The organism is Shewanella sp. SNU WT4, from assembly GCF_006494715.1.
Classification (GTDB): domain Bacteria; phylum Pseudomonadota; class Gammaproteobacteria; order Enterobacterales; family Shewanellaceae; genus Shewanella.
The window spans coordinates 120,550-145,618 of the sequence record NZ_CP041151.1; the positions used below are offsets into that span (position 1 = coordinate 120,550).

General features: G+C 47.4%; 19 protein-coding genes. 10 read left to right on the forward strand and 9 right to left on the reverse strand.

The window, feature by feature from the left end:
- Window positions 1-95: 95 nt before the first annotated feature.
- The 3 genes from FJQ87_RS00470 to FJQ87_RS00480 all read right to left on the reverse strand — a co-directional run bounded on the left by FJQ87_RS00470 (window position 96) and on the right by FJQ87_RS00480 (window position 2,366).
- Window positions 96-623 (reverse strand): hypothetical protein, encoded by a 528-nt coding sequence (locus FJQ87_RS00470; protein ID WP_140930022.1) that lies wholly within the window; start codon window positions 621-623, stop codon window positions 96-98.
- Between the two features lie 141 nt (window positions 624-764).
- Entirely contained in the window at window positions 765-1,418 is a 654-nt protein-coding gene (locus FJQ87_RS00475; protein WP_240778784.1) for a LuxR C-terminal-related transcriptional regulator, read from the reverse strand.
- 213 nt (window positions 1,419-1,631) lie between these two features.
- Complete coding sequence (locus FJQ87_RS00480; RefSeq protein WP_140930024.1) at window positions 1,632-2,366, reverse strand: hypothetical protein; 735 nt, start codon at window positions 2,364-2,366, stop codon at window positions 1,632-1,634.
- 202 nt (window positions 2,367-2,568) lie between these two features.
- Between FJQ87_RS00480 and FJQ87_RS00485 the strand changes: the two genes are divergently transcribed.
- On the forward strand, window positions 2,569-5,106 hold the full coding sequence (locus FJQ87_RS00485) for a UvrD-helicase domain-containing protein (protein WP_168195112.1): 2,538 nt from the start codon (window positions 2,569-2,571) through the stop codon (window positions 5,104-5,106).
- A 34-nt stretch (window positions 5,107-5,140) separates the two neighbouring features.
- Here the strand turns inward: FJQ87_RS00485 and yjjG are convergent, their stop codons facing one another.
- Window positions 5,141-5,842, reverse strand: a complete 702-nt coding sequence (gene yjjG, locus FJQ87_RS00490; protein ID WP_140930026.1) for a pyrimidine 5'-nucleotidase — start codon at window positions 5,840-5,842, stop codon at window positions 5,141-5,143.
- 446 nt (window positions 5,843-6,288) lie between these two features.
- On the opposite strand from yjjG, the gene FJQ87_RS00495 reads away from it, so the two are divergent.
- The 3 genes from FJQ87_RS00495 (at window position 6,289) to FJQ87_RS00505 (ending at window position 12,604) form a co-directional block, all read left to right on the forward strand.
- Window positions 6,289-10,785 (forward strand): SslE/AcfD family lipoprotein zinc metalloprotease, encoded by a 4,497-nt coding sequence (locus tag FJQ87_RS00495; RefSeq protein ID WP_140930027.1) that lies wholly within the window; start codon window positions 6,289-6,291, stop codon window positions 10,783-10,785.
- A gap of 369 nt (window positions 10,786-11,154) precedes the next feature.
- Window positions 11,155-11,598, forward strand: coding sequence for a RimK/LysX family protein (locus tag FJQ87_RS00500; protein WP_140930028.1), 444 nt, complete (start codon window positions 11,155-11,157; stop codon window positions 11,596-11,598).
- A gap of 274 nt (window positions 11,599-11,872) precedes the next feature.
- Complete coding sequence (locus FJQ87_RS00505) at window positions 11,873-12,604, forward strand: sulfotransferase (protein WP_140933902.1); 732 nt, start codon at window positions 11,873-11,875, stop codon at window positions 12,602-12,604.
- Between the two features lie 37 nt (window positions 12,605-12,641).
- Here the strand turns inward: FJQ87_RS00505 and FJQ87_RS00510 are convergent, their stop codons facing one another.
- On the reverse strand, window positions 12,642-13,949 hold the full coding sequence (locus FJQ87_RS00510) for an MFS transporter (protein WP_240778884.1): 1,308 nt from the start codon (window positions 13,947-13,949) through the stop codon (window positions 12,642-12,644).
- A gap of 437 nt (window positions 13,950-14,386) precedes the next feature.
- Between FJQ87_RS00510 and rbsD the strand changes: the two genes are divergently transcribed.
- From rbsD to FJQ87_RS00540, 6 genes are all read left to right on the forward strand, one after another.
- Window positions 14,387-14,806, forward strand: coding sequence for a D-ribose pyranase (rbsD, locus tag FJQ87_RS00515; protein ID WP_140930029.1), 420 nt, complete (start codon window positions 14,387-14,389; stop codon window positions 14,804-14,806).
- Between the two features lie 26 nt (window positions 14,807-14,832).
- Window positions 14,833-16,338, forward strand: coding sequence for a ribose ABC transporter ATP-binding protein RbsA (gene rbsA, locus FJQ87_RS00520; protein WP_140930030.1), 1,506 nt, complete (start codon window positions 14,833-14,835; stop codon window positions 16,336-16,338).
- The gene (gene rbsC / locus FJQ87_RS00525) at window positions 16,335-17,318 is read left to right on the forward strand and encodes a ribose ABC transporter permease (RefSeq protein ID WP_140930031.1); all 984 of its coding nucleotides are present in this window, start codon (window positions 16,335-16,337) and stop codon (window positions 17,316-17,318) included. The genes rbsA and rbsC overlap by 4 nt, the downstream gene beginning before the upstream one ends.
- Window positions 17,319-17,331: 13 nt before the next feature.
- Window positions 17,332-18,216, forward strand: coding sequence for a ribose ABC transporter substrate-binding protein RbsB (rbsB, locus tag FJQ87_RS00530; RefSeq protein ID WP_140930032.1), 885 nt, complete (start codon window positions 17,332-17,334; stop codon window positions 18,214-18,216).
- 14 nt (window positions 18,217-18,230) lie between these two features.
- A complete protein-coding gene (gene rbsK / locus FJQ87_RS00535; protein WP_140930033.1) occupies window positions 18,231-19,154 on the forward strand; it encodes a ribokinase in 924 nt (307 codons plus the stop codon).
- 120 nt (window positions 19,155-19,274) lie between these two features.
- Window positions 19,275-20,279, forward strand: a complete 1,005-nt coding sequence (locus FJQ87_RS00540) for a substrate-binding domain-containing protein (RefSeq protein WP_140930034.1) — start codon at window positions 19,275-19,277, stop codon at window positions 20,277-20,279.
- 50 nt (window positions 20,280-20,329) lie between these two features.
- On the opposite strand, the gene FJQ87_RS00545 is transcribed toward FJQ87_RS00540, so the two are convergent.
- From FJQ87_RS00545 to FJQ87_RS00560, 4 genes are all read right to left on the reverse strand, one after another.
- Window positions 20,330-22,315 (reverse strand): DUF4105 domain-containing protein, encoded by a 1,986-nt coding sequence (locus FJQ87_RS00545; RefSeq protein WP_240778785.1) that lies wholly within the window; start codon window positions 22,313-22,315, stop codon window positions 20,330-20,332.
- A gap of 63 nt (window positions 22,316-22,378) precedes the next feature.
- Entirely contained in the window at window positions 22,379-22,867 is a 489-nt protein-coding gene (locus tag FJQ87_RS00550; protein ID WP_240778786.1) for a DUF3015 family protein, read from the reverse strand.
- Window positions 22,868-23,077: 210 nt separating this feature from the next.
- Window positions 23,078-24,163, reverse strand: a complete 1,086-nt coding sequence (locus FJQ87_RS00555; RefSeq protein ID WP_140930035.1) for an aminoglycoside phosphotransferase family protein — start codon at window positions 24,161-24,163, stop codon at window positions 23,078-23,080.
- Window positions 24,156-25,016 (reverse strand): NTP transferase domain-containing protein, encoded by an 861-nt coding sequence (locus FJQ87_RS00560; protein ID WP_140930036.1) that lies wholly within the window; start codon window positions 25,014-25,016, stop codon window positions 24,156-24,158. The genes FJQ87_RS00555 and FJQ87_RS00560 overlap by 8 nt, the downstream gene beginning before the upstream one ends.
- Window positions 25,017-25,069 lie beyond the last annotated feature (53 nt).

Here is a 25,069-nt window from a genome sequence, read left to right on the forward strand (position 1 = left end):
GAGAGAACAACAATACGGCATTGAGTAAAAGAGTTGTTAAGCGCCTATCAACCTCAAAAGGGGCCTAGCGGCCCCTAATTTACAACTTTACATTGTTATTGTGGGTACAGAGATACATACATATTGGTTTTATAGGTACCCGCTTTTTCCCAACCATTAACAACAGGTTTGATTTTCAGTACGTTCATGTCACCCATATCTAGTGCTGTGGCATTGCTCACCGCAAAGTTCACATCGATAGCATGGTAATTTGTTGCTGAAGATGAGTGACTGTTTGCATCAATCAGACCTTTAGCATTCTCAAATTCAACCGCTAACGGGATGATATCCTTTTTGTTATTGTTAATGCATGGAGAAGCTCCAACCACTAATTTACCTTGGCGGCTATCAACATTACACCAAGCTTTGAATTCAAATTGGCTTGCTTTACCCTCTTTTAAATCCATATCTATGGTAAGTTGTGGTTGAGTGATCATACGACAACGCTGCGGTACGTCATCTTGCAGGTTGACGTAAAACTGTGTTTGGCCGTCGGTGTCACGAGCTTCACTCGACCAATTTGCAGCACCAGCACTTGCTGACAACATAGCAGTTAAGATCAGACTAACAGTTAAAGCTTTCATTTTAAGGACTCCATTCCAAGTAATGTATGGTTTTGATTTTCATACAATATACTTACAAGGCATCCATTTTAGTATCGGCCACATGGCCAATCAAACACCGCACTTAGGCCGAATAAATAACTAAAGCAAGACAAGCGTGATCTAGATCACACACTCAAGCGCATCCTCTAACAATAAGGCGCTGACTTGACTGCGCCCTTGCTTGCCAGTTTTCTGCAATATGACCGCCACATGGCACTTAATGGTGCTTGGACTCAAGTTCATGGCAAGCGCTATGTCTTTATTGGCTTGCCCTTGCACCAAACATAAAAACACTTGTTGCTCGCGCACCGACAAGTTGTACTTAGCACTAAGCACATGAATAGCATTGGTAGGTTGCGACGATAAATTAAAGTTTTGCTTGAGAGATAATGACATGGCATGGCGACTAAACCACAACTCATTAGCCGTTAAGGTACGAATGGCGCGCGGCATCCGCTCTAAGGTTTGATTTTTAACAATTAACCCAGAGAAACCTAAAGAAATGAGCCCAGGCACGCTCTCTTCATCAAGGCTGTCAGCATTGACTATTAACCACTTACCACCACGCTCGCGTGGATTGATTAATAATGCCGTGGGATTACCTAGGCTAGCTTTATCATAAATAACCAACGCCGAGGACGGCAGGTGCCATAACCCTTGAACATCATTCACAGTAGTAAATTGAATTTCTTCAAAAATACTTGCCATGCCCGCGGCCACCATATTCAGCCATCCCGCATCAGCAGAGGCGATATAAATGACTCGGTTTTCCATAACCTTCATCCTGTTTAACTTTCAATACATGCATAAATATTAAGCGCACAATACCCCATGAACCTGATAGCAACAAGGAATTAACGGCTAAGGCACTAACAACTATACATTTTGATACAAACTGCGGGGCAGAAGCGCAAGGGAGCCGTTAGCATTCATCAATACTAACGGCCGAATGATAGGCTGCTTGGTGGCTGTGATACTGACAAATACTTACTCTTCGGTTTGCTCTTGGGTATACACCCTATCCCCAAGCCACACGAACACTAAGGTTAACAGCCAAGCTAGCAGTATGGGCGCAGGAATCTTGCCAGCCACAGTAGCAGTTAAGCCAACAAAGGCCATGATGGGCATAGCTTGGGTGATTGCAGGTAAATAGTCAGGAACTGTCAGCATTTTAAGCCGCTGCAAACAATAAATCAGTGCCATCAGTTTAAGCGTTAACAGCAATGGCTGAAATTGACCTAAGCCGAGCAACACCATTAAGGGCAGCAATAACCAAGGATTGGCAATTTCGGTGGGTTGCCAATAACGCCCGCTTAAACACAAGAGTGTTATGGCGAACAATTGCCATAAAGTCACGGTCGCATCGCCCGCTAATCGCCCTTCGGCTTGCAATACTATTAAGCCTAAAAATAATGAACAGGCCATAGTGAGCAATAAGGCGCGAAATTGCCAGACACGCTGATGATCTAAGGCTTGCATGATGACAGGCGCCATCACCCACACACTCAAGCTCATCTCTAACGACTGTTGATCTAAGGTGCTGATATAGACCCACATCCCCAGCAGCAATGCGCCACAAGCCATTCCAGCCCTTGGCATAAACAAGAGTGCAACCAATACCGCGACCCATTGCGGCATCGCCAAGGGATCTATCCCCAAATCTAAGGCCAACATAGCACTCAAACTGCATGCTGCGAGCCAAAATCCTATGGCATAAGTCATTGCGCCTCCGCTGCCTTAATGGGTTACACAAATTAAGCTAAGGTATTAATTATTTTCTCTATTTGAACATAGCCAGTCTAAGGCGTGCGGTAAATAGCTCGGCTAAAATTTCTCCATTCACACCCATCATTTTCACTATTGATTGCTTTAGGAGTCAAAACTCGCCACAGTTTGCCAAATTGATTTTTGTATAAGACTTTCCGTGCCCGTCACCCCTATTTTTAGTAGCCACATAGGCCGAATTTGCGGAGCCCCAAGCGCGGCGTTAAGCATCAGTCAGGCCGGTATTAGGTTCCAATCTCAAGGCCAAATGATAGACCTTAGTTGGCGCAGCCTCATAGCCCCGCCGCAGTGGCATTTAAGTTTATTTGGTTGGATTATTCAGCTGCCATGCGCTGACAAAACCTGGCAAATTGCCATGGTCAGTTATGGCGCCGAGCAAACCTATCTGCAGCCAATGCTAACTTTTTGGTTGCAAGCCCAGCGCCAACCCTTACTTAAATTTGTTGAACACCTACGTCCAAGTTTATCGCAGCAATACCCCAGAAATAGTCATTTGCAGCGTCTTCATGAATATGCGCGCCAAGAGCAGAATAAATGGCAACTGGCTGATATTGCGATTAAAAATAGCCGCCTAGTGATAGACGAGCCACTAGCCTTAGCCATTCAAGAGCTACTGACTATTGCCGCTTGGACAAGGGCTGATAGGCAAGCCGAGCAAGAGCGCTTTGTGACGAGTCAACTCAGTCAATTTCAATCACTGTTTGATAGCATAGAAAGTCGGCCACTGACCTTAAGTCAGCGCCGCGCCTGCATTATTGATGAGCACAATAACTTATTATTAGCCGGTGCTGGCAGCGGCAAAACTAGCGTTATGGTGGGCCGTAGCGCTTATTTGCTGGCAAGCGGTCAAGCGCAAGCAGAGGACTTACTGCTATTGGCCTTTGGCCGAGATGCTGCCAATGAATTATCCATGCGCATTCAAGATAAGCTTAAAGGCGCGGCCGTGCTCGCCACTACCTTTCATAGTTTAGGGCTTAGCATCATTCAGCAAGTAGAAGGGCAAGCCCCAAGTTTGAGCCCGTGGCAGCAAGATAACCAAGGATTGCATGATTGGGTTAAGGCAGAATTAGCCAACTTGATGCAAGACCCAGCCTATAGCTTTCAAGTGCAAGAGTATTTTGAGCGCTGGCATTTGCTTGAAAAACACCCCCATGATTTTGCATCCAGAGCCTCTCATCACAACTACTTAAACGAGCAGCAAATCGTGAGCCTTAAGGGGGATAAGGTCGCGAACTTTAGCGAGCGCGTGCTCGCTAATTGGCTATTTAGCCGCCAAATCGATTATCACTATCAAGCCGCCCATAAAAATGAACTCAGTCGCTTTCATTTACCTCAGCTTGGGTTGTATTTGCATTTCTTTAGCTTAGATAAAGCCAAGCGCAGCCCAGAGTATGTGGATAATGCCCACTATCAGGGGCAAATTGCGACAACCATTAACGGCTATAAAGAGCAGCAAACACCCCATATCGATTTATATTATTACCAAGCGCAGCAAGGGCAATTACTGCCTGCACTCATCAAGGCATTAGCCCGCTTAGGCATAGAGCCGAGCGCCATCCCCGCCAATCACTGGCTAAGGGATAGCCAATTAGCCCAGCCGTTAATGGCGCAATTAGCAAGGCAATTGGCAGGGCAAATTGGGCTGTTTAAATTGCATCAGCTCGATGATAGTAAGGCAAAAGCTCGCTGGCTCAAGCGCTTGGGGCAAGGCACTAATAAAGCGCCACTATTGGCTGAGCTTGAATTACTGCAACCACTAGTAAGCCGCTATCAAGCGCACCTTAAGCAAGCCAATCAAATTGATTTTGACGACATGATTATCCGCGCCTGTCAGTATGTCACTAGTGGCCAATTTGTTAGCCCGTGGCGCTTTATCATGGTGGATGAATTTCAGGATATTTCAGCGCCGAGAGCGCAATTAATCTTAGCGCTTCGTAACAGCGTTAAGTCGTCCTCACTCTTTTGTGTGGGCGATGATTGGCAGGCTATTTATCGCTTTGCGGGTTCAGATGTAAATTATACCCGCCAGTTTAGCGCTCAGTTTGGCGATAGCAGCATCAACCATCTAGATACTAGCTTTCGCTTTAATGAGCGTATTGCCGCGGTGGCAAGCAACTTTGTGCAAACTAATCCGCAGCAAATTGCTAAATCTATTCAGTGCTTAAGCAAAGGTAAAACCAGTGCGGTGAGCTTAATTAGCGCGCCGCATATTCAGCAGCAAAGCCTTGAAATCATCACTAAATTATTGGCGCAGCACGCAAGTGCCGTGAAGGATGGTGGACATAGCACCATTGGCAAAATGGCGCCGCGCAGCGTATTAATCCTCAGCCGCTTTCGCTTTCATTTACCAAGCGCGGCGCAGCTTAAAAAGTGGCAACAAGAGTGGCCAAATTTAACGATTAGCGCCATGACAATTCACGCCAGTAAAGGGATGGAAGCCGATATTGTGATTATATCGCCACTTATTAGCGGTCAGTTTGGCTTGCCTGCCCGCCAAGTGACGCCGCTATTATTGGATGCCTTATTGCCGCCCAAAGAAGCGTATCCGTTTGCCGAAGAGCGCCGCTTACTGTATGTCGCCCTAACCCGCGCTAAGGAGCAAGTGTATTTGCTCAGTGACAGTGAGCAGACGAGCGAATTTATTGCCGAACTTGCGCTCAAAAAAATGCCGCTTTAATAGCGGCATTAATCATAGCGATGTGCATTAAGCCTTAACTTAATAACTGCCGTAATTGGTCGTGGTGGCTGATTTCGATACTAGGTAAAACCTCGGGAACCCTTGGCTTACCACTAGGGTTGTACCAGCACGTGGCTAAGCCGCTGTTATTGCCGCCTAAGATGTCGGCATGCAAATTATCACCCACCATCAATACCTTGTGAGGCGCAACTTGAGCGCCGCTCACATCACTCATTAGCATTAAGCTATGAGTAAAAATAGCAGGATCTGGCTTGGCCACGCCAACTTGTTCAGAAATAACCACCAGCGAGAAATAATCACTAAGCCCAGTTTTTTGCAAACGCACTTGCTGTAACTGCGTAAAGCCATTGGTAATTATGCCTAAGCGATAGCGCGGGCCAATGCTTGCCAGTAATTCCCGCACCCCAGGTAACGGCTCACAAATATCGGCCATGGCCATTAAAAAACCGTGATTAAGCGCGCTGGCGCTGCAACCGAGTTTAGTGGCCCAAGCGTTAAATCTGGTGGTTTGAAGGTGCTCGGCATCAATAGTGCCGCGCTGGTACTCAAGCCATAATGGTTGATTAATTAATTGATATTCTTCGAAGTCCTGTTCACTAAAGGCCACTCCATGGCGACTGAACAATAGTTTTAAACCGGCAAACGCATCAAAATGGAACAAGGTTTCGTCGGCATCAAACAGAATCCAGTCAAACTGGTAAGCATCTAGATTCATGACTACATCCTCAACGGCGGGAAACGAAAGTATGACGACAAAGTCAGCGTTTGTCTTTACTCGGTGCGTTTTCAGTTAACATTTTCTGCCATATCTCCTGCCATTTTGAGCACATTGCTAGACACTCTGGCTAAAAAAATCCGTATGACTAGCGCGCGGTGCTGAAGCGCCGCCACCAACAAACGCTGAATAAAACAGCAGGCAAGATTAATTACGGCGATAAATAAAGCAAAAAATGGCTCATATTCAATGAGATAATATTAAATTGATGAAAATTTAATTAAGATAGTTTCATTGACTCAGGTAGACTCAAATCTCATTCTCACGGTTTTTGCGCCAGCGACACCTTCAGAGCAGCAACCGCCTTTTAGTGATTAATAACCCAAAAGTTAGCCAAGCGCATTTACCCGCGCTAACCACTCATTTTGTTTTTTGTTAGGACACACATGAATAAACATCTTATTTGTTGGGCTTTTATCGCCTCTCTTGGCGGCTGCGGTGGCAGCAGTAGCTCAAATAACGAAAACCCTCAGCCTCCCGGGCCAGAAATTCCAGTTCCACCAGAGCCGACTCTGTTACACGTAAGCTTTTCTCTCGATGGTAAGAGCACCTTTGGTCAAATGGTGATCTGTAATGACGAAGCTGCCGCAGACTTTAAGATTAATGTCGGTGACAGTGTAAGTTGTCATTATCAAGACCAAGGTCAAAACGTGCTACTGGCAAGCTTTAGCAATGTGCAGGCCGATAAGGCGCGCGCAGGCCAAAGCACTGAGCGCAAGCAACTGCTGCTGGCCGCGAGTGATAATTTTATTGATAACGCAAATGCTAGCAGTAACGCGCAAACCTTAATCGCCACTATGGGCACTGTCCGTGGTGAATTTATCGATTTACGCTTAAGCAGCCTGCAAGCGCTGCAATTTAGTAATTATTATCAGCATGATCTCGATATGGAGGTTGATGCTTTTGCTGAACTGATTAAGCAAAAAGAAGCCAATGATAACCAAGTAGGTAAATTGCCATCGACCCATGTGCCAGATAGCAAGCCTACTGTAACCCCTGGGGCATCGAGTGATTTAAATGCGGGTTTTGTGGCGGCCAATGCTGAGGCGAGTTATCACTATCAGCCTAAAGACACCATTTTAAGCCGCGCTATCTTAACTGACTCAGACGGCACACCTGTAGCTGGGGTTGAATACTTTAGCCGTGGCAGCCGCGGCGTTACCGATGCTACAGGTGAGTTTACATTTGTGTGGGGCGACACCATTGAATTTGGTATTGATACCTTTACCTTAGGTAGCGTTCGCGGTAATCAGCAGCAAGTTAGCTTGCCGCAATTAGGCGAAGGTGATTTAGGCCTTAATGCTCAAACCTTAGTTAAGCGTTATAGCGAAGATAAGGGCGATCATTGGCAAGTCCCAGAGCAGGTTGCCCAAACCTTTGCTCAATACCCTAACGTCATTAACGAAATTATTGCCTTGGGACTGAGCGCCCACGACCAGTCATTAGAGCTTGGTGATGGTCAAACCCAAGTAGTCGCGGGTGAGTTTTTAGCGCAATTTAACCAAGGCCAAGCGCAGATAATCGATAAGGCCTTATGCAAGAACCACTGCCAAAGCAGCGATGCACCTATGGTTATGAGCGCAAGCGCCAACGCCAAAGATGAAGCAGGCAAGATTTTAGCTGAAGTGCAAAAGCTTTGGGGTAGTACCAGCGCCGTGCAGCAGCAAGGCTGGCAAGCAGTTAACAATTTCCACGTGTTCCATGACAGCACTAACTTCTACGGCAGCACAGGTAATGCCCGCGGCCAAAGTACAGTTAATATCGCCAATACCGCCTTCCCTATCTTGATGGCTCGTAACGATAATAACTACTGGCTGCCATTTGGTAGCAAGAAAGCTTGGGATCCCCAGTCGCTTGCCTATATTACCGAAGCGCCATCTAAGGTAATAGTTGATAAAGTTGGCGCTGAAACCGCCACCTTTAACTTACCTTTCATCAGCTTAGGTGAAATTGGCCAAGGCAAAATCATGGTCATGGGCAATGCCCGTTATAACTCAGTATTAGTCTGCCCCAATGGCTACAGTTGGGATGGTGGCGTCGATAAAGGTCAATGCATTAAGTCTAACGACAGCAATGATATGAAAGGCTTTTTTCAAAACGTCTTCAAATATCTAACCGCTAATCAAGCAGGCGCCACTTTTGATAACCCGATGACGGTTGGCACCAATATCGCTAAGGCTTATTTTAAGCGTGGTGGGCAAGTGCCGGGCAATAACGCCGACTTCGTTATCCACCCTGATTTTGGCGTAACCGCTGAGCAGCTAACCAGCTTTGATGGGCTTGATCCTGCCAGCATGCCACTACTGATCCTTAATGGTTTTGAATATGCGCTTGCAACCAATGGTAACCCTTACCACTTAGTGATGAGCGCCGATGTTAGCAAGCCTAAAATCAGCCAAGATGATGCTACCGCTCTGATTGATTATGTCAGTCGCGGCGGCAGTATCTTAATCATGGAAACCTTGATTTCTAACGATAAGGACACAGCTTATGCGCGCTTACTCGACAGCGCTGGCATAGCCTTCGGTCAAGGCAACTCTGTGGTGAATAATGGTAATGGCCCTAGTGGTGGTTATCCAGACCGTCCACGCAGCCAGCGCGAACGAGGCATCTGGGTCATCGAGCGCTATAGCGCGGTTAAAAACTCTCAAGACCAAACAGTGGCGCCTTACACCATACATAGCGACGGCAGTGTGACTTGGCTTTATCAAGAAAATGACAAGCCTGATGACAAGCCAAAACTAGAAGTGGCTAAGTGGAGTGAAACTAACGACAAAGGTGACATCGTTGAAATTACAGCCTTTATTGATGAAGCTAGCTCTAAAGATATTGCCGCCGATAAAGAGCGCATTCTAAAAGCCTTTACCGATGATAAAGGCAACCGTCTTTACCAAGAGTGCACTGACTCAAGTTATCATTATGAGATCAATTGCTTAGAGTATCGCCCTGGCACCAATATTCCGCTTACCGGTAATATGTATGTGCCGCGCTACACTGAGCTGCGCTTAGGGGATAACGAAGCTAAAGCTATGATCAAGGCCGCCAATTTAGGCAGCAATATCGAGCGCTTATATCAACACGAATTATATTTCCGCACCAAAGGTAAACAAGGTGAGCGCTTAAGCAGCGTTGATCTTAATCGCCTATACCAGAACATGACGGTATGGCTGTGGAATGACTTAGATTATCGCTATGAAGCGGATGCAACTGATGAGCTCGGCTTTAAGCGTTTTACTGAGTATCTAAACTGCTATAGCGACAACCGCGCTGGCGGCGGTACTACTTGCCCTGCTGATTTGCATAAGCAAATGCGCGAAACAAGCATGATGCTAGACGTTAACCAAGGCAGCTATGCGGGTTACATGAACCCAAGCTATCCACTTAATTACATGGAAAAACCAGTCACGCGCTTAATGTTAGGTCGCTCGTTCTGGGACTTAGATATTAAGGTGGATATTCGCCAATACCCAGGTGAAGCGAATGGCGCTAGCAGCCAAGGCAGTAACCCCCAAGTCGTGTTAAGTGGCACAAAAGCTGCCTGGTTTGCAGGCAATCGTCAAGCAACCGGCCAATGGGCAGTCGCGCAGCAAGCCTTTAGTGTCAGCGTTGGTAGCCATGAGCCCATCACAATTACCGTGGCACTCAATGATGATTTAACTGGCCGTGAAAAGCACGAGCTTGGCTTAATGCGCCCACCGCGTATCAGCCAAAGCTTTACTTTGAACAGTGGCAATATTGGTAATAGCCATGAGCTTACCGTGCCTTATGGCGGCTTAATCTATGCCCAAGGTCTCAGCGCTGAGACAGTCACCCTTAACTTTATTGGTACTGTCGATGCGCCCTTGTATCAAGATGATGGCACTACTAGTGGCTGGATAAACCCACAATCATCACCTGCCCCTATTGGTGATGTCGTGAGCCAAAGCTTTATCTTTACTGCCGCCAAAGCCAACCTCAAGGCCGAAAATTATGACGGTAAGCTGGCAACCTTTGCCGGTGAGCTTGATCAATTTAGCGATGATTTAAATCGTTTTTATGGGCGCGATGAAGGTCTTACTGGCGAAGACAATCGTAAAGCCACAGATAAGAGCATCAGCAATCATAGACATCACTTTGTTAACGATGTCGCTATCAGCATAGGCGCCGCGCATTCAGGTTATCCTGTGATGAATAGCAGCTTTAACGCTAATAGTAACAATGTAAATATCACGCCACTTAACAATTGGTTACTGTGGCACGAAGTAGGACATAACTCTGCCGAAGCGCCATTTACCGTGGAAGGCGCAACTGAAGTGGCCAACAACTTGCTTGGTTTGTACATGCAAGATAAGCACCTTGGCACCATGACCCGTGTGGCTCAAGATATTCGTATCGCCCCTGACTATATTGCAGCCGCTAAAGGCCAAGCATGGGCTGATGGCGGCGCCGGTGAGCGCTTAGTGATGTTCGCGCAGTTAAAAGAGTGGGCCGAAACTGAGTTTGTTATTAAGGATTGGTATCAAGGGGAAGAACCAGATTACTACAGTGATCGCCAAGGTATGAAAGGCTGGAATCTGTTTACCTTCATGCATCGCTTAACTCGTAATGCCAATGATGGCGAGGTTAACTTACCTGGTGAGAACCTGTGCAATAAGGCAGATAACGGCTTAACTAAGGGGGATCGCTTAATGCTGTGCGCCTCTTACGCCAGTCAAATTGACTTAAGTGAATTTTTCAAGGCATGGAATCCAGGCGCTACCGCCTATATGACGCCAGCAAGCACTACCCCTAATTATGAGGGCGGTATTAGCGATAATGGCATGAACAAGGTCAAAGCCCTTAACTTGCGTAAGCCAAGTAAAGATCCGCTCAAGATTGATAGCGTCAGCGCTTTTAAAAACTAAACACTGATAACTAATTTATAGTCATTAGTCATTACCCATAAGCCAGTGGCAACCTTGCCGCTGGCTTATGGCATCAGCACCACAATTCCCCGCTTAATCACTCTCTGCCATTAACTTTTATCATGAAACTCTTATTATCAAACTCTTGTCATGAAACTCACGGCTAACTCAGGCACTAAGCGCTGTTACTCAATGCTGTCACTACACAGCGCCGTTACCTTAAGTGTTAAGTTTCTCGACCTCTTAGCACTTAGCTTGAACCACAATACTTTAGTTGTTGTTTTAGCAGCAATATGTTCTAGTGAACGGGTCAAATTGCCATTTAACGACTAGGCTTAGCCAAGACGTTAACATCATTAGGGGTAGTACATGATTGACGCATCACTAACTGTCATTGGTTGGCGCGAATGGGTGGTGCTACCGCACATTGCCCCTCAGCCTATCAAGATGAAAGTTGATACTGGCGCCAAAACATCGTGTTTGCATGCGTTCAAAGTGAAGCCATTTAGTAAAAATGGCCAAGCGTGGATCCGATTTTGGTTACACCCCAATCAAGACTCAATGGAAGAAGCCGTATGTGAAAGCCCAGTGTTTGATAGACGGTATGTCACTGATTCTGGCGGACATAAGCAGCTGCGCTACGTGATTAAAACGCCATTGCAAATTGGCACCCAAGAATTTGACATTGAAATGACCATCACTAACCGTGACAACATGAAATTTAGAATGCTACTGGGGCGACGCGCCTTAGCTGGCCGTTTTATGGTTGATTCGCAAGCCTCGTTTTTAACCAGCGCCCCCACAAGCCGCTAGAATATTCGCCCTACGGCAGTCATTAATACTCAAATCACAGCTAACAAGGCCGCCAACAGCGCGGCTTAAATGTGACTAGTTTATCCGCTCAAGCTTTATGGCCATATCAATATGATCTAGCTCAGCGCCTCACTCCTGAAGTGGATTGAAGCACTGAAATGATTAAGCCTGATGTGTCTGTTGGTAATGTTAATCTGGCATATTCTACCGACACCACTTGCAAGCTAGCATATACTGCGCCACAAACTTGCCCACAGTCTGCTTAACCGCCCTTATGCATCAAGAATTTAACGCTACAGAAAAACAGATAACTGACCAAGCTCATGTTCCAGCAACCAACGCTGCGCCAGCTTATTTGGGTAACAAAATATTTATCATAGGCTTGCCGCGTACTGGCACCACTAGCGTGAGCGTGGCCTTGCTGGAACATGGCCTTAAGGTCGCGCACATGGCGTTTACTCAGCACTGCGTGCTGCAAGCTGATGCTATATCTGATGTGCCTATGTTCAGTGATTATCGTCAGCTCGATAAGCTGTTTGCTGGGGCTAAGTTTGTTTATTTAGAGCGGCCGCTGTCATTATGGGTACCATCGATGCAGATGTTACTGGGTAAAATGCTGCCGCATCTTGATGGTAATACCGGTAAATTTCACCCGATCATGAAGCGCAGTTTTAACCAGACTTTTTTATTAGATAGCGTAAAGGATGCCGCTGATGCACAGCATCTTGAGCGCTGCTACCTCAGCCATCAAGAACAAGTGCTGAGCTATTTTGCAGGTCGACATGATTTATTACGGCTAGATATCAGTGCGCCGGGCAGCTTATCGCAATTGCTGGATTTTATTGGCCAAGGGCCAAACAGTGAAGCGCCGCAACAGTTGCTCGATTTCCCTAAGCTTAATTGCGGCACAGATGTGGCGGGCTGGGGCGAATATAAGCACCCCAATAAAATCAGTAGTCATGCCGCAGGACCCATGCATCGCAAGTATTTTGATTACGAGGTGTAAGGGCGTCAGTTTTACGGGCATGAGTTGTTTATTAGCTTTATTTCTTTTTGCGGCGTTTGACGACGGTTAGCCAGTCTAAGCTCATGCCTGATATGGCGTTAAAGCCGCGGATTCTGAATACAATTTTAAGTAGTTGCGGCCTTGGCCTAACTTTAGGTTCAACTGAGCGCGGCACAAACCACAGCACAACTAAGCCACGCAATAAGCCCGACACTAAAAACACCACAAAAATAGGGCTACTGAGCCAAGTGCCCCAGCCTGTCCACTGCAAAAAATCCGCGGCATAACTTGCAATGGCGCCGCCCGCGATGGCGCCAATAAACACTAAACCAGCACTCAGCGACGCTTGCAGGGCGGCGTAAGTAGCAAAGTCACTGCGAAATGGGCGAATGTCATAGAGATAATTGGCCGTGCTTAAGGTAAAGCCGCTCCAAGCTAAGCCAGAAAACGCCTGCACGACTAAGATGTAGCCATAGTTGTCTGAAAACAGCCACAACACAGGTAAGCTTGGAATTAAGCTACTGGTAATTATCATCACTAAACGATTGCCATAACAATCACTAAAGCGCCCCCAAAAGCGTAAAGTCACAAACTGAGTTACCACAGAAGCAACGCTCGCCATCACGAACTCAAAGTAAGTAAACTGCAAATCTTCCAGCATATACACGGCAAAAAATGGCGCCGAAATGGCCACCATGCACTGCATGCCCGCCACAAATAAGCTGTAGTGGCGAAAGGTTTTATCTCGCCAAGCCCTGCCAAAATTCACTAAGGTTTGCACAAATACGCCTTTAACCTTGGGAATTCTGGCGACTGGGTCGTGCATTTGCCATAGCAACCAAGCCGAAACTACGCGGCCAATAGCGGCGATAGCAAACAATAAACTAAAGCCGAGCCACGCCATCTTGATGCCATCGGTTTGGGTCAATATTAACCCGCCACCAAAAAACACACTTAATGAGGCCATCATAGTTAAGCGAGTACGGGCAGCAAAAAATGCGCCGCGGCGCCGCTCTGGCACAATCGAGCCCATCCACGCACGCCAATGGGGCTGAATAAGGTTGATAAAGCCATGATAAAAAACCGCTAAGGCAATAAATATCCATACCGCATGTTCAGGCTCAAACGCGGCGACCGCGCCCATGGCTAGCACCACCAGCGCTTGTAGTACTGCGCAGGCGACAATAAAGTGTTTGCGAGAAAAGTGGCTGGCGAGCCACACAGACAATAACTGAGCTATGGCGCCAAATAATTGCGGCAGGCCAGTGACCCAGCCCATTTGCGCTAAGCTAGCCCCCAGAAAAATTGCGTAGGCATTAAAGAAGTTGTCGCTGGTTGCCGTCATGGTCGATGACGCTAGCGCTTCTTGTTGTGAGCGACGTAAGGTTAAGCGCAGCCATAGTTTTCGCAGGCGGCGATTAAAATTGGTCTCTGCTGTGGGGGCATCTAGCAACTCAGCCCCTGACTCCATTTCTTTCCCTGACACCTGTGGACCACTGACTTTTTTGATTATTATCGAGCAATTATCATACAAAGCTCGTTTTTCATCCAGCCTTGTTTCGCCCTAGTTAAGTCCTAGTTAAGCCCTTGATTTTAAGCGTGACTGCGATCACGATTTTGACCACATTTAGCTGCACAAAACTCAATAACTGCCTACAGTTCAGCCATCGAAACGATTGCGCAAACGGTTCGCTTGGGTTTTATCAGGATGACGACGCAAAACGAGTCACCAGGATTAACCAGCCATAGCCGCCAGTGCTGACTTAACGTTGTGGTGAACTAATGAAAAAAACTACCCTACTCAACCCTGCTTTATCAGCCTTGGTGGCCCAGTGTGGTCATTTTGATGAAATTACCCTGTGTGATGCTGGCCTGCCTATTCCTAGCCATGTTGAGCGCATTGATATGGCGTTATCCCCAGGGGTACCAGATTTAGTGGCTTGTATTGATGCCATGTTATCTGAGCTGCAATTGCAATCTGTGACACTCGCCACTGAAATCATTGAGATAAATCCGCAAGTTCATCAGCAAATTCTGCAGCGTATCGAGCAAGAGCAAGCGCGTTGTGGTCGTCAGATTGAGATTCGTTATATCAGCCATGAAGCGTTTAAGCAGCAAAGCCATCGCAGTCGCGCCATTGTGCGAAGTGGTGAGTGTACTCCCTACGCCAATGTGATTTTTAGTTGTGGTGTACCCTTTTAACTGACTGCCAATAAGGTCTGACAGATATGCAATCAGCCATCCTCAAATTACACAAGATAGTCAAAACCTTTCCCGGCGTTAAGGCGCTCGATGGTGCTAGCCTGCAGGTGTATCCTGGCAAAGTTATGGCGCTGATGGGCGAAAATGGTGCCGGCAAATCCACCTTAATGAAGGTGCTCACCGGCATTTACACTTGTGATAGCGGCAGCATTGAATACCAAGGCCAGCCCGCGAGCTTTCAAGGGCCACGCCAATCACAATTAGCTGGGATCAGCATCATTCATCAAGAACTTAACTTGATCCCAGAATTATCCATTGCCGAAAACATCTTCTTAGGGCGCGAGCCTTGTCACCGCTTTGGCGCCATTGATTGGCCAACCATGTACCAGCAAGCCGATCAATTACTGGCGCGTTTAGATGTGAAGCACAGCAGCCGCACGCCACTGGGACAATTAAGCTTAGGCGAGCAGCAACTCGTTGAAATTGCTAAGGCGATTTCGTTTGAGTCCAAGGTCATCATTATGGATGAGCCCACAGATGCCCTCACTGACGTGGAAACCTTAAGTCTGTTTAAAGTGATTAAGGAGCTCAAAGAGCAAGGCTGCGGTATCGTTTATATCTCCCATCGCCTCAAAGAAATTTTCACCATTTGTGATGATGTCACTGTACTGCGTGATGGTCAGTTTGTTGCTGAGCGCAGCATCCAAGACTTAAACGAAGACGCCATGATTGAACTTATGGTGGGTCGCAAGCTCGATGAGCAATATCCTTATCAAGATCATCGCACTGCAAACACTTGCCTCGAATTACAAGATTTTTGCGCGGCTGATACGGCGCCCGTGAGTTTTAGCCTTAAACAAGGTGAGTTACTTGGGGTAGCAGGCTTAATGGGCGCGGGGCGTACTGAGCTAATGAAGCTGATTTTTGGTGCTATAGCGCGCCACTCAGGCAGCATTTTACTCAATGGAAAGAAGCTTACGATTAAGTCGAGCCAAGATGCCCTAGCCCAAGGCATAGCTTACATTTCTGAAGACAGAAAAGGCGATGGTTTACTGCTGGAGCTTTCGGTTAAAGAAAACATGTCTATCAGCTGCCTGAAAGAGCTATCGCAGTTTGGTCAAATTCAGCATCAACGCGAGCAAGAGCAAGTCGCCGAGTTTATTCAAGCCTTTAATATTAAAACCCCCACGCAAGAGCAAGCCATTGGCTTGTTATCTGGCGGTAATCAGCAAAAGGTGGCGATTGCTAAAGGCTTAATGACTCAGCCTAAAGTGCTGATCTTAGATGAGCCGACCCGCGGCGTGGATGTTGGCGCCCGCAAAGAAATTTACCAACTGATTAATCAATGTAAAGCCCAAGGACTGGCGGTGATCATGGTGTCATCGGACATGCCAGAACTGCTGGGACTGAGCGATCGAATTTTAGTCATGCACCAAGGTCAGATCAGCGCTGAATTTGAGCGTCATCAAGCTGGCCAAGAACAAATCCTTGCCGCTGCCGTCGGCAAATACCACACTGAGGAAACGCTATGAAGTCTGTAAGCACTAGTCCTACGGCCGCGCCATCGCTGCAAAGCGCTCGCATTAAATCTTGGATGATTGAACAAAAATCGCTACTGGCATTGATGCTGTTAATCGCGCTGGTTTCTATGCTCAATCCGCATTTTTTCAGTGTTGATAACCTGCTTAATATTCTGCGTCAAACCTCAGTGAACGCCATCATAGCCGTTGGCATGACCTTAGTTATTTTAACGGCGGGCATCGACTTAAGTGTGGGCTCAGTTTTAGCCTTATGCGGCGCGCTCGCAGCCACCTTAATTGGCATGGAAGTGCCTGTATTAGTGGCTGTACCAACCGCATTAGTGGCGGGGGCAACCTTAGGCGCAATTAGCGGCATTATTATTGCCAAAGGCAAGGTACAAGCCTTTATCGCGACCTTAGTGACTATGACACTGCTGCGCGGCGTCACTATGGTGTACACCGACGGGCGCCCAGTTTCTACTGGCTTTACCGATGTGGCCGATCAGTTTGCTTGGTTTGGTACTGGCTCTGCCCTTGGCATTCCTGTGCCGGTATGGCTGATGGTGATGGTGTTTGCATCTATCTGGTATCTGTTAAACCACACCCGTTTTGGCCGCTACATTTATGCCGTCGGTGGCAATGAAGCCGCAGCTAAGCTTTCTGGCATAAATGTGGATCGCGTAAAAATTGGCGTCTATGCCTTGTGCGGCACCTTATCGGCGCTAGCGGCAATTATCGTAACCTCACGCTTATCTTCAGCGCAGCCGACTGCCGGTATGGGTTATGAGCTCGATGCCATTGCCGCAGTAGTATTAGGCGGCACTAGCCTTGCGGGCGGTAAAGGTCGAATTATGGGTACCTTAGTGGGCGCCTTGATCATCGGCTTCTTAAACAATGCCTTAAACCTACTTGATGTCTCTTCTTACTACCAAATGATAGTCAAGGCCAGCGTGATTTTGCTGGCGGTGATGGTCGATAACAAACATAAATAATAAGGGTATCCCAATGAAATCATTACAACTTGCCATTAAAGCTAGCTTGATTGGTCTGTCGTTAACTTTGGCCAATAACGCCTTAGCACAAGATACCTTAGCTATGGTGGTATCGACCCTCAATAACCCTTTCTTTGTGACCATGAAGCAAGGCGCTGAAGCCAAAGCGCAGGAACTCGGTTACCGCTTGATAGTGTTAGATTCGCAAAATGATCCGAGCAAAGAATTAGCCAACGTGGAAGATTTAACCATACGTGGCGTTAAGGCGATTCTTATCAATCCAACCGATTCAGATGCTGTGACTAACGCCATTCGTCTGGCCAATAACAGCAATATTCCTGTCATGACCTTAGATAGAGGCGCAAGTCGCGGCGCGATAGCCAGCCACATAGCGTCAGACAATATTGCAGGCGGTAAGTTAGCGGCGCAGTTTATTGCAGAGCGCTTAGGCGCTGATGCCAAAATCATTCAGTTAGAAGGTATTGCTGGAACCTCAGCAGCGCGCGAGCGCGGCCAAGGCTTTGCAGAAGGCGCACAAGCCCATAACCTCACAATTCTTGCCAGTCAGCCAGCGGACTTTGATCGCACTAAAGGCATGAACGTGTTGGAAAACTTACTAATTGCCAATCAAAGCGCCAATGCTGTATTTGCCCAAAATGATGAAATGGCCTTAGGTGCGGTGCGCGCAGCCCAAGCCGCCGGTAAAGAGTTACTGATAGTCGGTTTTGATGGCACAGATGAAGGCATTGCCGTCGTTAAGCGTAAGCGTTTAGGTGCTACCATTGCCCAGCAGCCAGAGCTTATTGGTGCCTTAGGGGTTGAATCCGCCCATAAGTTACTGCAAGGCCAAAGCGTTGAAGCCTTTATTCCCGTGCCATTAAAAGTTATCAGTCAATAATGAAGGAAAGCCCTATGAGTAAGCTTGTTGTCTTAGGTAGTGTTAATGCTGACCATGTGGTGCAAGTACCGAGTTTCCCGCGTCCAGGTGAAACCTTAACGGCTAGCGGTTATCAAGTGATTGCTGGCGGTAAAGGCGCTAACCAAGCGGTTGCCGCCGCGCGCTTAGGTGCCGATGTCGCCTTTATTGCTTGCGTGGGTGATGATGACTTTGGCGCGCGCATGCATAAAGAATATCAAGCCTTAGGCATGGATGTGTCTGGCCTTATGACAACGCCAGACATGACCACAGGTGTGGCTATGATCCAAGTGGCAGACAGTGGTGAGAACAGCATTTGTATCGCCCCAGGCGCCAATGCCGCATTAACGCCAGCGCGTTTAGCGCCGCATTTAGGCTTAATATCTAACGCTGATACTTTACTGATGCAGTTAGAAACGCCGCTAGATACCATTTTTATGGCGGCATCAGCCGCTAAAGACGCTGGCACCTTAGTGGTACTAAACCCAGCGCCAGCGATGGCATTGAGTGATGAATTATTAGCAAAAGTTGATATCATCACCCCCAATGAAACCGAAGCTGAGTTACTCACCGGCATTAAGGTTGAAAATCTTGAGCACGCAGCCTTAGCGGCCGCCCACTTACATGCCAAAGGCATAGCGACCGTCATGATTACTTTAGGTAGCCAAGGCGTGTTTTTAAGTGAGCGCGGCGAAGGCCAGCAAATTGCTGGCTTTAAAGTAGAAGTGAAAGACACTACCGCCGCGGGCGATACTTTTAACGCTGGCGTACTCACGGGTTTACAGCAAGGCATGAGTTTGCCTGATGCCATAGTGTTTGCCCACGGCGCAGCCGCTATCAGCGTGAGCCGTTTTGGCGCTCAAACGTCAATCCCTGTGCGCAGTGAAGTGGATGCTTTTTTAGCGACTCATAGCCGTTAATTTGGCTCTTATGCGAGCTCATTTACGCGCTTATCTCAGTTAAATTTTGCCTGAGTCAGCGTAAATGAGCTTCACTTGCCGCTTACGGCAACTCGATTTTTAGGACAATTAAGCACGCCCATGGCCACCATTAAAGACATAGCTAAGCTCGCGCAAGTATCCACCTCGACGGTGAGTCACGTGCTCAATAACACGCGCTTTGTGAGCGATGAAGTTAAAGAGCGAGTGCAGGCGGCAGTTAAGGAGCTCAACTATGCACCCTCGGCACTGGCGCGCAGCTTAAAGACCAAACATACCCGCACCTTTGGCATGCTAGTGACCACCTCCACTAACCCTTTTTTCGCCGAAGTGGTTAAAGGCGTGGAGTCTCATTGCTATCAGCATGGCTACAGCCTAATGCTGTGCAATACCGAAGGCGATGCCGAGCGCATTCGTTTTAACTTATCGACCTTACTGCAAAAACAAGTGGATGGCTTATTGCTGATGTGCAGTGAAGCCGAAGCGCAAGCGTTTGCGCAGCTTAGCAGCCAACCTAACTTACCGACTGTGGTGATGGATTGGGGGCCGACGAATTTTCAGTGCGATAAGATTCAAGATAACTCGCGCCAAGGCGGTTATTTAGCGACGCGCTATTTGATTGAGCAAGGCCATCAGCTCATAGGTTGCGTCACAGGCCCGCTTGATAAGTTACCATCGCAGCAACGTTTAGCCGGCTTTACGGATGCCATGAACGAGGCCAAGCTCAGCATCAAGCCTGAATGGCAAGTCAGTGGTAATTTTGAATGTGATGGCGGCGCTGCCGCTTTTGCCGATTTAATCAAAGCGCCAAACCTGCCTACTGCCATGTTTGTGGGTAACGACATGATGGCCATGGGCTTTATGCACGCCGCCTATAATGCTGGCCTTAACATTCCAGAGCAGTTGTCTGTGATTGGTTATGATGACATTGAGCTGGCGCGCTACTTAACCCCAGCGCTAACCACAATCCACCAGCCAAAGCAGCAATTAGGCCACACAGCCGTGGAAGTATTACTGGCGCGCTTAGATAACCCAGGCAGCAGCAAGACCATACAGCTAGAACCTAGCTTAGTGGTCAGGGATTCAGTTAAAAAGATAAACCCTTAAGCGTTTACCTTTTTACCCATTGCGACACGACTCTTGCTAATTCCAAAGCCTTAGAAATACCAAAGCAAATTAAGATTGGCGTAGGCTTGGCGGCCTTGCCATTCTTGATACCCTACTTCAGAGCGCACTGCCCATTCCTGGCCATAAGTGAGTGATGGCAAGTTAAGCTGCCATTTAAGGCTCACCTGCGCGCGCGCATCTATGGCTTTATCGGTTTGCCACAAGTACTGAGCAGACAACCACCATTTATCTAAATTGCTTTGCTCAAACACTAGGCCCGCCTCAGCGCCAAGACCTAAACTCATGGCAGCATCTAATATCGGCGCGCTATTGATTTCGCCGCTGGCTAACACATAAGTGTGCAATCCGCGCGGGTCACCAAAGGCTTTACCATAACCGCCTTGGGCAAAATAACGATTCTGCCGACCATCATCTAGCACTTGTCTGTCAGTGCCCACACGCACATTCCACGCCCATGAATCAAACAGGCTATTAGATGTTGCTAGCGACATGGCATCGAACAAATACAAGCGGTTAAGCTGTAACTTAGCGCGCTCATCAAGCCCTAACTCAACATCTAAGAAGCTAATTTGCGCGCCCGGCACAAAGCCTAAAGGATTATCGATTAAGTCGTGATAGGCGCCGCGCCACTGCCACGTTAACGCCTGCGAATCGCCATAACTAGCAACTCCCATTCCTGCGCGCATGGAGCCGTGACCATCGGTTGGTGAGCCATCAGGAACAGCCACAGCCGTAAAGGGGGATGGCGCATCTACTAAACTGCGCTGACGCAATAGCGCCGAGAGCTTAGGCGCTGTGGTGTCTCTATCGAGCCCGTCATTATAAAAGCGAAAATTAAGCATCTCGTAAGCCATTTCTAATAACTTGGCTTGCTCATCAAGGCTAATGCCTGAGGCTTGTTCTTCTGGGCTTGGTTTTTCGGTGCTGTGATTTTCAGAGATGAGTTTCTCTGAGAGTGCTTGCTCTGATATTGATTGTTCAGAAATTGGTTGTTCAGAAACTGGCGGCTTAGGCGCAGCAACCAAGGTTTCAATACTGAGCTCATCACGGCTAATCGCGAGCGCTTGTTTAAGCTCAGTCTCAGTTAATTGACCGGCATAATGATGTAAACGCGTACCAAAGGCGGGGCGATATTGCGGCGTTTGCAACAGTCCAGCTGCAGCGAGCACATTCACTGTATCGGCAGGGATTGCATGCAGCGGAAACTCTTGGGTAAATTGCCACTCTTCCCGCGCTAGTTGCAGTACAGAAAGCAGCTGATACGAGCAATTTTCATCGAGAAAATAATACTCAAACGAGGCGTTTTGTAGCTCCCACAAGTGCATCAAGATAAAGTGAACTTCAGCCTCACTGAGGTTAAGTTGATATTCCCACATGTCGCGCGATTCAAAGTCGTTGTATTCACGCACTTTGCGATAATAAGGCATCAAGGAAAACGCGGCCTGATAATCCCCCACTAAGCCGCGGTAGGCGTACATCATGGCATTATCGTTTTCGTTGGCATTGGCCGCAAAGTTAATGGCAAACGCCACCAGTTCGCGATGGCGAGTCTGATCTTTAGCATCAATGCGCAGCAAAGTATGACCAAACATGGATGAGGGGTTATTCATAAAGGCAGTAGGGAAAACTAACGTCATGGCGGCGGGATCAATGATCTTAAGCCACTCGTCACGCTCATCACACACAGGCGCTTGCCACTCATTAAAACCTTGAGTCTGTAACCACTTAAAACGCGCGGGATACAGGCAAGTTTGCACAAACTCACCGCTTGCTTGCTCGGCGCTAAATGTTGATATCGTAGCGGCAAGCTCAGCATTCGGGTCATTTTTACCGCTTGGCGCTAAAAAGAAGCGACCCGCATCAATTTGGCTCTGCCAGCTTTCACCTTGCTTTACATAATGGCCAAGCTTGAGCCAAGTGGGCGATTGCGCCAAAGAAGACAAGTCAGCATTGGCATAACTTGGGGCGCAGAATAACAGCAGGACAGCACAGGCGTTGATGGCAGTTCGCGACAAGGTCAAAATTCCCTAAAAAAAAGTCAGCCATTGCTGACTGACTTTTTCGAAACAAAATAGCAATTAAGCTATGGTGTAAGCAGCCAGTTCGCTGTTAGCAACGACTTGATTCAGGTTGGTCATAACCACTTCTGAATTAACGTCTAAGTCAGTGAAAATCACTGCGTAGTTTTGCTTAACCATAGCGTTGAAGCTGGCTTTGTCAGCCTCGTTAATGCCCCAAACTTCAGTCAGAGTAGCTAAGGTTTCACCATTGCCGCGAGCGATGTCACGAGCCAGATTGTCCATGTTGCCATCGATGAAAGTAGTTAAACGTGCGCGAGAAGTGATAGCGCCGTTTGCTTGACAACCTAAAGTACCAAAAGTGATACCAAAGCTTTGGTTGCCAGAAATACCGTTGGTGGTGGCGCCTAATACTTTAGGAGCAACGCCTGATTTTCCTTCGAATAACATAGAACCGAAACCACAACCGATATCTTGATCAGCCATTACTTGCGAGGCTGGTAACATGGCGATTAATAAGCTTGCGATTGATAATGTTTTTTTCATCATTCATTCCTTAATTTTTTGTTATTCAAAGACAGCTCCGCGCTATGCCACTTCATTGTTTACATGCGCCAGCCAGATTCAGCAATTACTAATACACTGCTAAGTCCGTTAGTTTAATCGCTATCGCCACTAAAGACGGAATTAAACCTAAGCGCTTGAGTACTAACTGTGATTGGCTTCACAACAACTGTCTGATAATCATATAGTTAACTATTATGAATTTGTTTCATGCTCGCACAGCATGGCTTTGAATTGCGCCTCTTGCGCCAATAAGCTCTGATATAAGCTAAATTGGTTGGCTGCGCGCTCTAAATTATGATTCTCTCTGTGCACATGGAAATACTTATCGCCATTAAGATGATCGGTTAAGAAGCGCACGCCTATCATCAAGGGCATGATCCGCGCGCCCAGCCACAAGCTTTGGCGTTCATCAGCAGTCAATACTGGCGCCAGTGCCTGGGTATAGCCTTCGCAAATGGCCGCAAAAATATCAGGCCGTGCTAAGACTTTATCGAGCGCCGTTGAATCTTCAGCTTCAGGGGAGCAAAAGGTGCGTACCATGTCACCAAAGTCATACATTAAATGACCTTTCATGCAGGTATCTAAATCAATGATCGCCATGGCGGACATGGTACGGTCATCAAAAAGCATATTATTGATTTTGGTATCGTTATGACAAATGCGCAGCGGCAATTTAGGCTCTAAACTTTCAAGTTCTGAAATTAAACCTGTCTGACTAAAAGCAAAATCTACCCAGTGCTGGCACTCTGCTAATCTGCCTTCACTATCAGCATCAACCGCTGCTTGTAACTGCTGTAAGCGCCCAGGAAAATAGTGAAACTTAGGGATGACATCAATAATCTGATTAGCATCTAAACCGCTTAAACCAAAAGCGAAATCACCAAAGGCGCGCGCGGCTTGTTGGGCTTGCTCAGCGGTTTCTACCACTTCAACACTAGCGCTATGGCGTAAATAACTAATGGCGCGCCAGTAGCCTTGCTCGCCTAAATCTATGGCGGCATCATGATTGGCGGTCACGACTGGCTCAACCACTTGCAGTGGATACTGACCAGCTGATGCTTGGGCAAGCAGATGATCACTGATCTTAGTGGCGTTACCCACCAGCGCATCAGCATCGGGGAAAACTTGGGTATTTAGGCGCTGCAACACCATTTCACCTTGAGGCCAACGCACCAAAAAAGTGTCGTTGATATGGCCATTCCCTAGCGGCGAAATCTTAGCGTTCGCGTCATCAATGGCAAAATGTGGCAAGACTTGTTGCCCAATAAAATTAATCACCCCAATACTCCAATAAACTCATTTTTACTCGCTGCGCATCTTGCGGGTAAGTTACCCCGAGCCAGCGGTCTGTGGTTGGCCACACATGTAAGGCTTGGCCATTATCTATGGCGCTTTGCACTACATCGGGTAAATAGCACTCAGCACTTAGCGATAAATGCGCTTGGCTAATAAATTCGCTCAGTGCCTTGGTTAATACATTAAAAATACTTGGAGTGAATCCCCAGAAAGTCATAGAGACAGGCGTATCGGCCAACAAGGCTTGGGTGCGCCCTTGATATTGACCTACAAGCCCAGCATCACTTGTTTGGATTTGAATCCACTCTTGCACTTGTTTAAGCAGGCCGTGCTCAACCTGACAGATACCGCGATTAACGCCGCCATGCTCAGATAAAGTATTACCCAGCTGATAACTAATCATATTCCAGCTATCGCCGCCCTGAGATAAAGCCCTTGCCATCTCATCAAAACCTGCTTGGCCATAATAATCATCGGCAGTAATTACCGCCATTGGGCCAGTGACTGCATGTCTTGCGGCGTACAAGGCTTGGGCGGTTCCCCAAGGCTTAGTGCGCCCATCGATGCTAGTTGCCACAGGTAAATCATCAAGGCTTTGATAGACGAAAACTGTCTCGAACTCTGCTGGCAGTGAATTTAGCATTTGCGCCACTGCCGCTTCAATTTCAGGGCGAATAACAAGTACCGCGCGCGTAAAGCCAGCGCGATAAGCACTCAAGAGCGACAAGCATAATAAAGATTCGCCCTTAGGGCCTAAGGCAGCTAATTGTTTATCTCCGCCAAAACGACTGCCCAAACCGGCTGCTAGCACCACTAAGGTTAAGCTTGTCGACATAAATTCTTATCCATAAAAATAAAGGCGTAAGTGTACGCCAACGGGTAAATGAG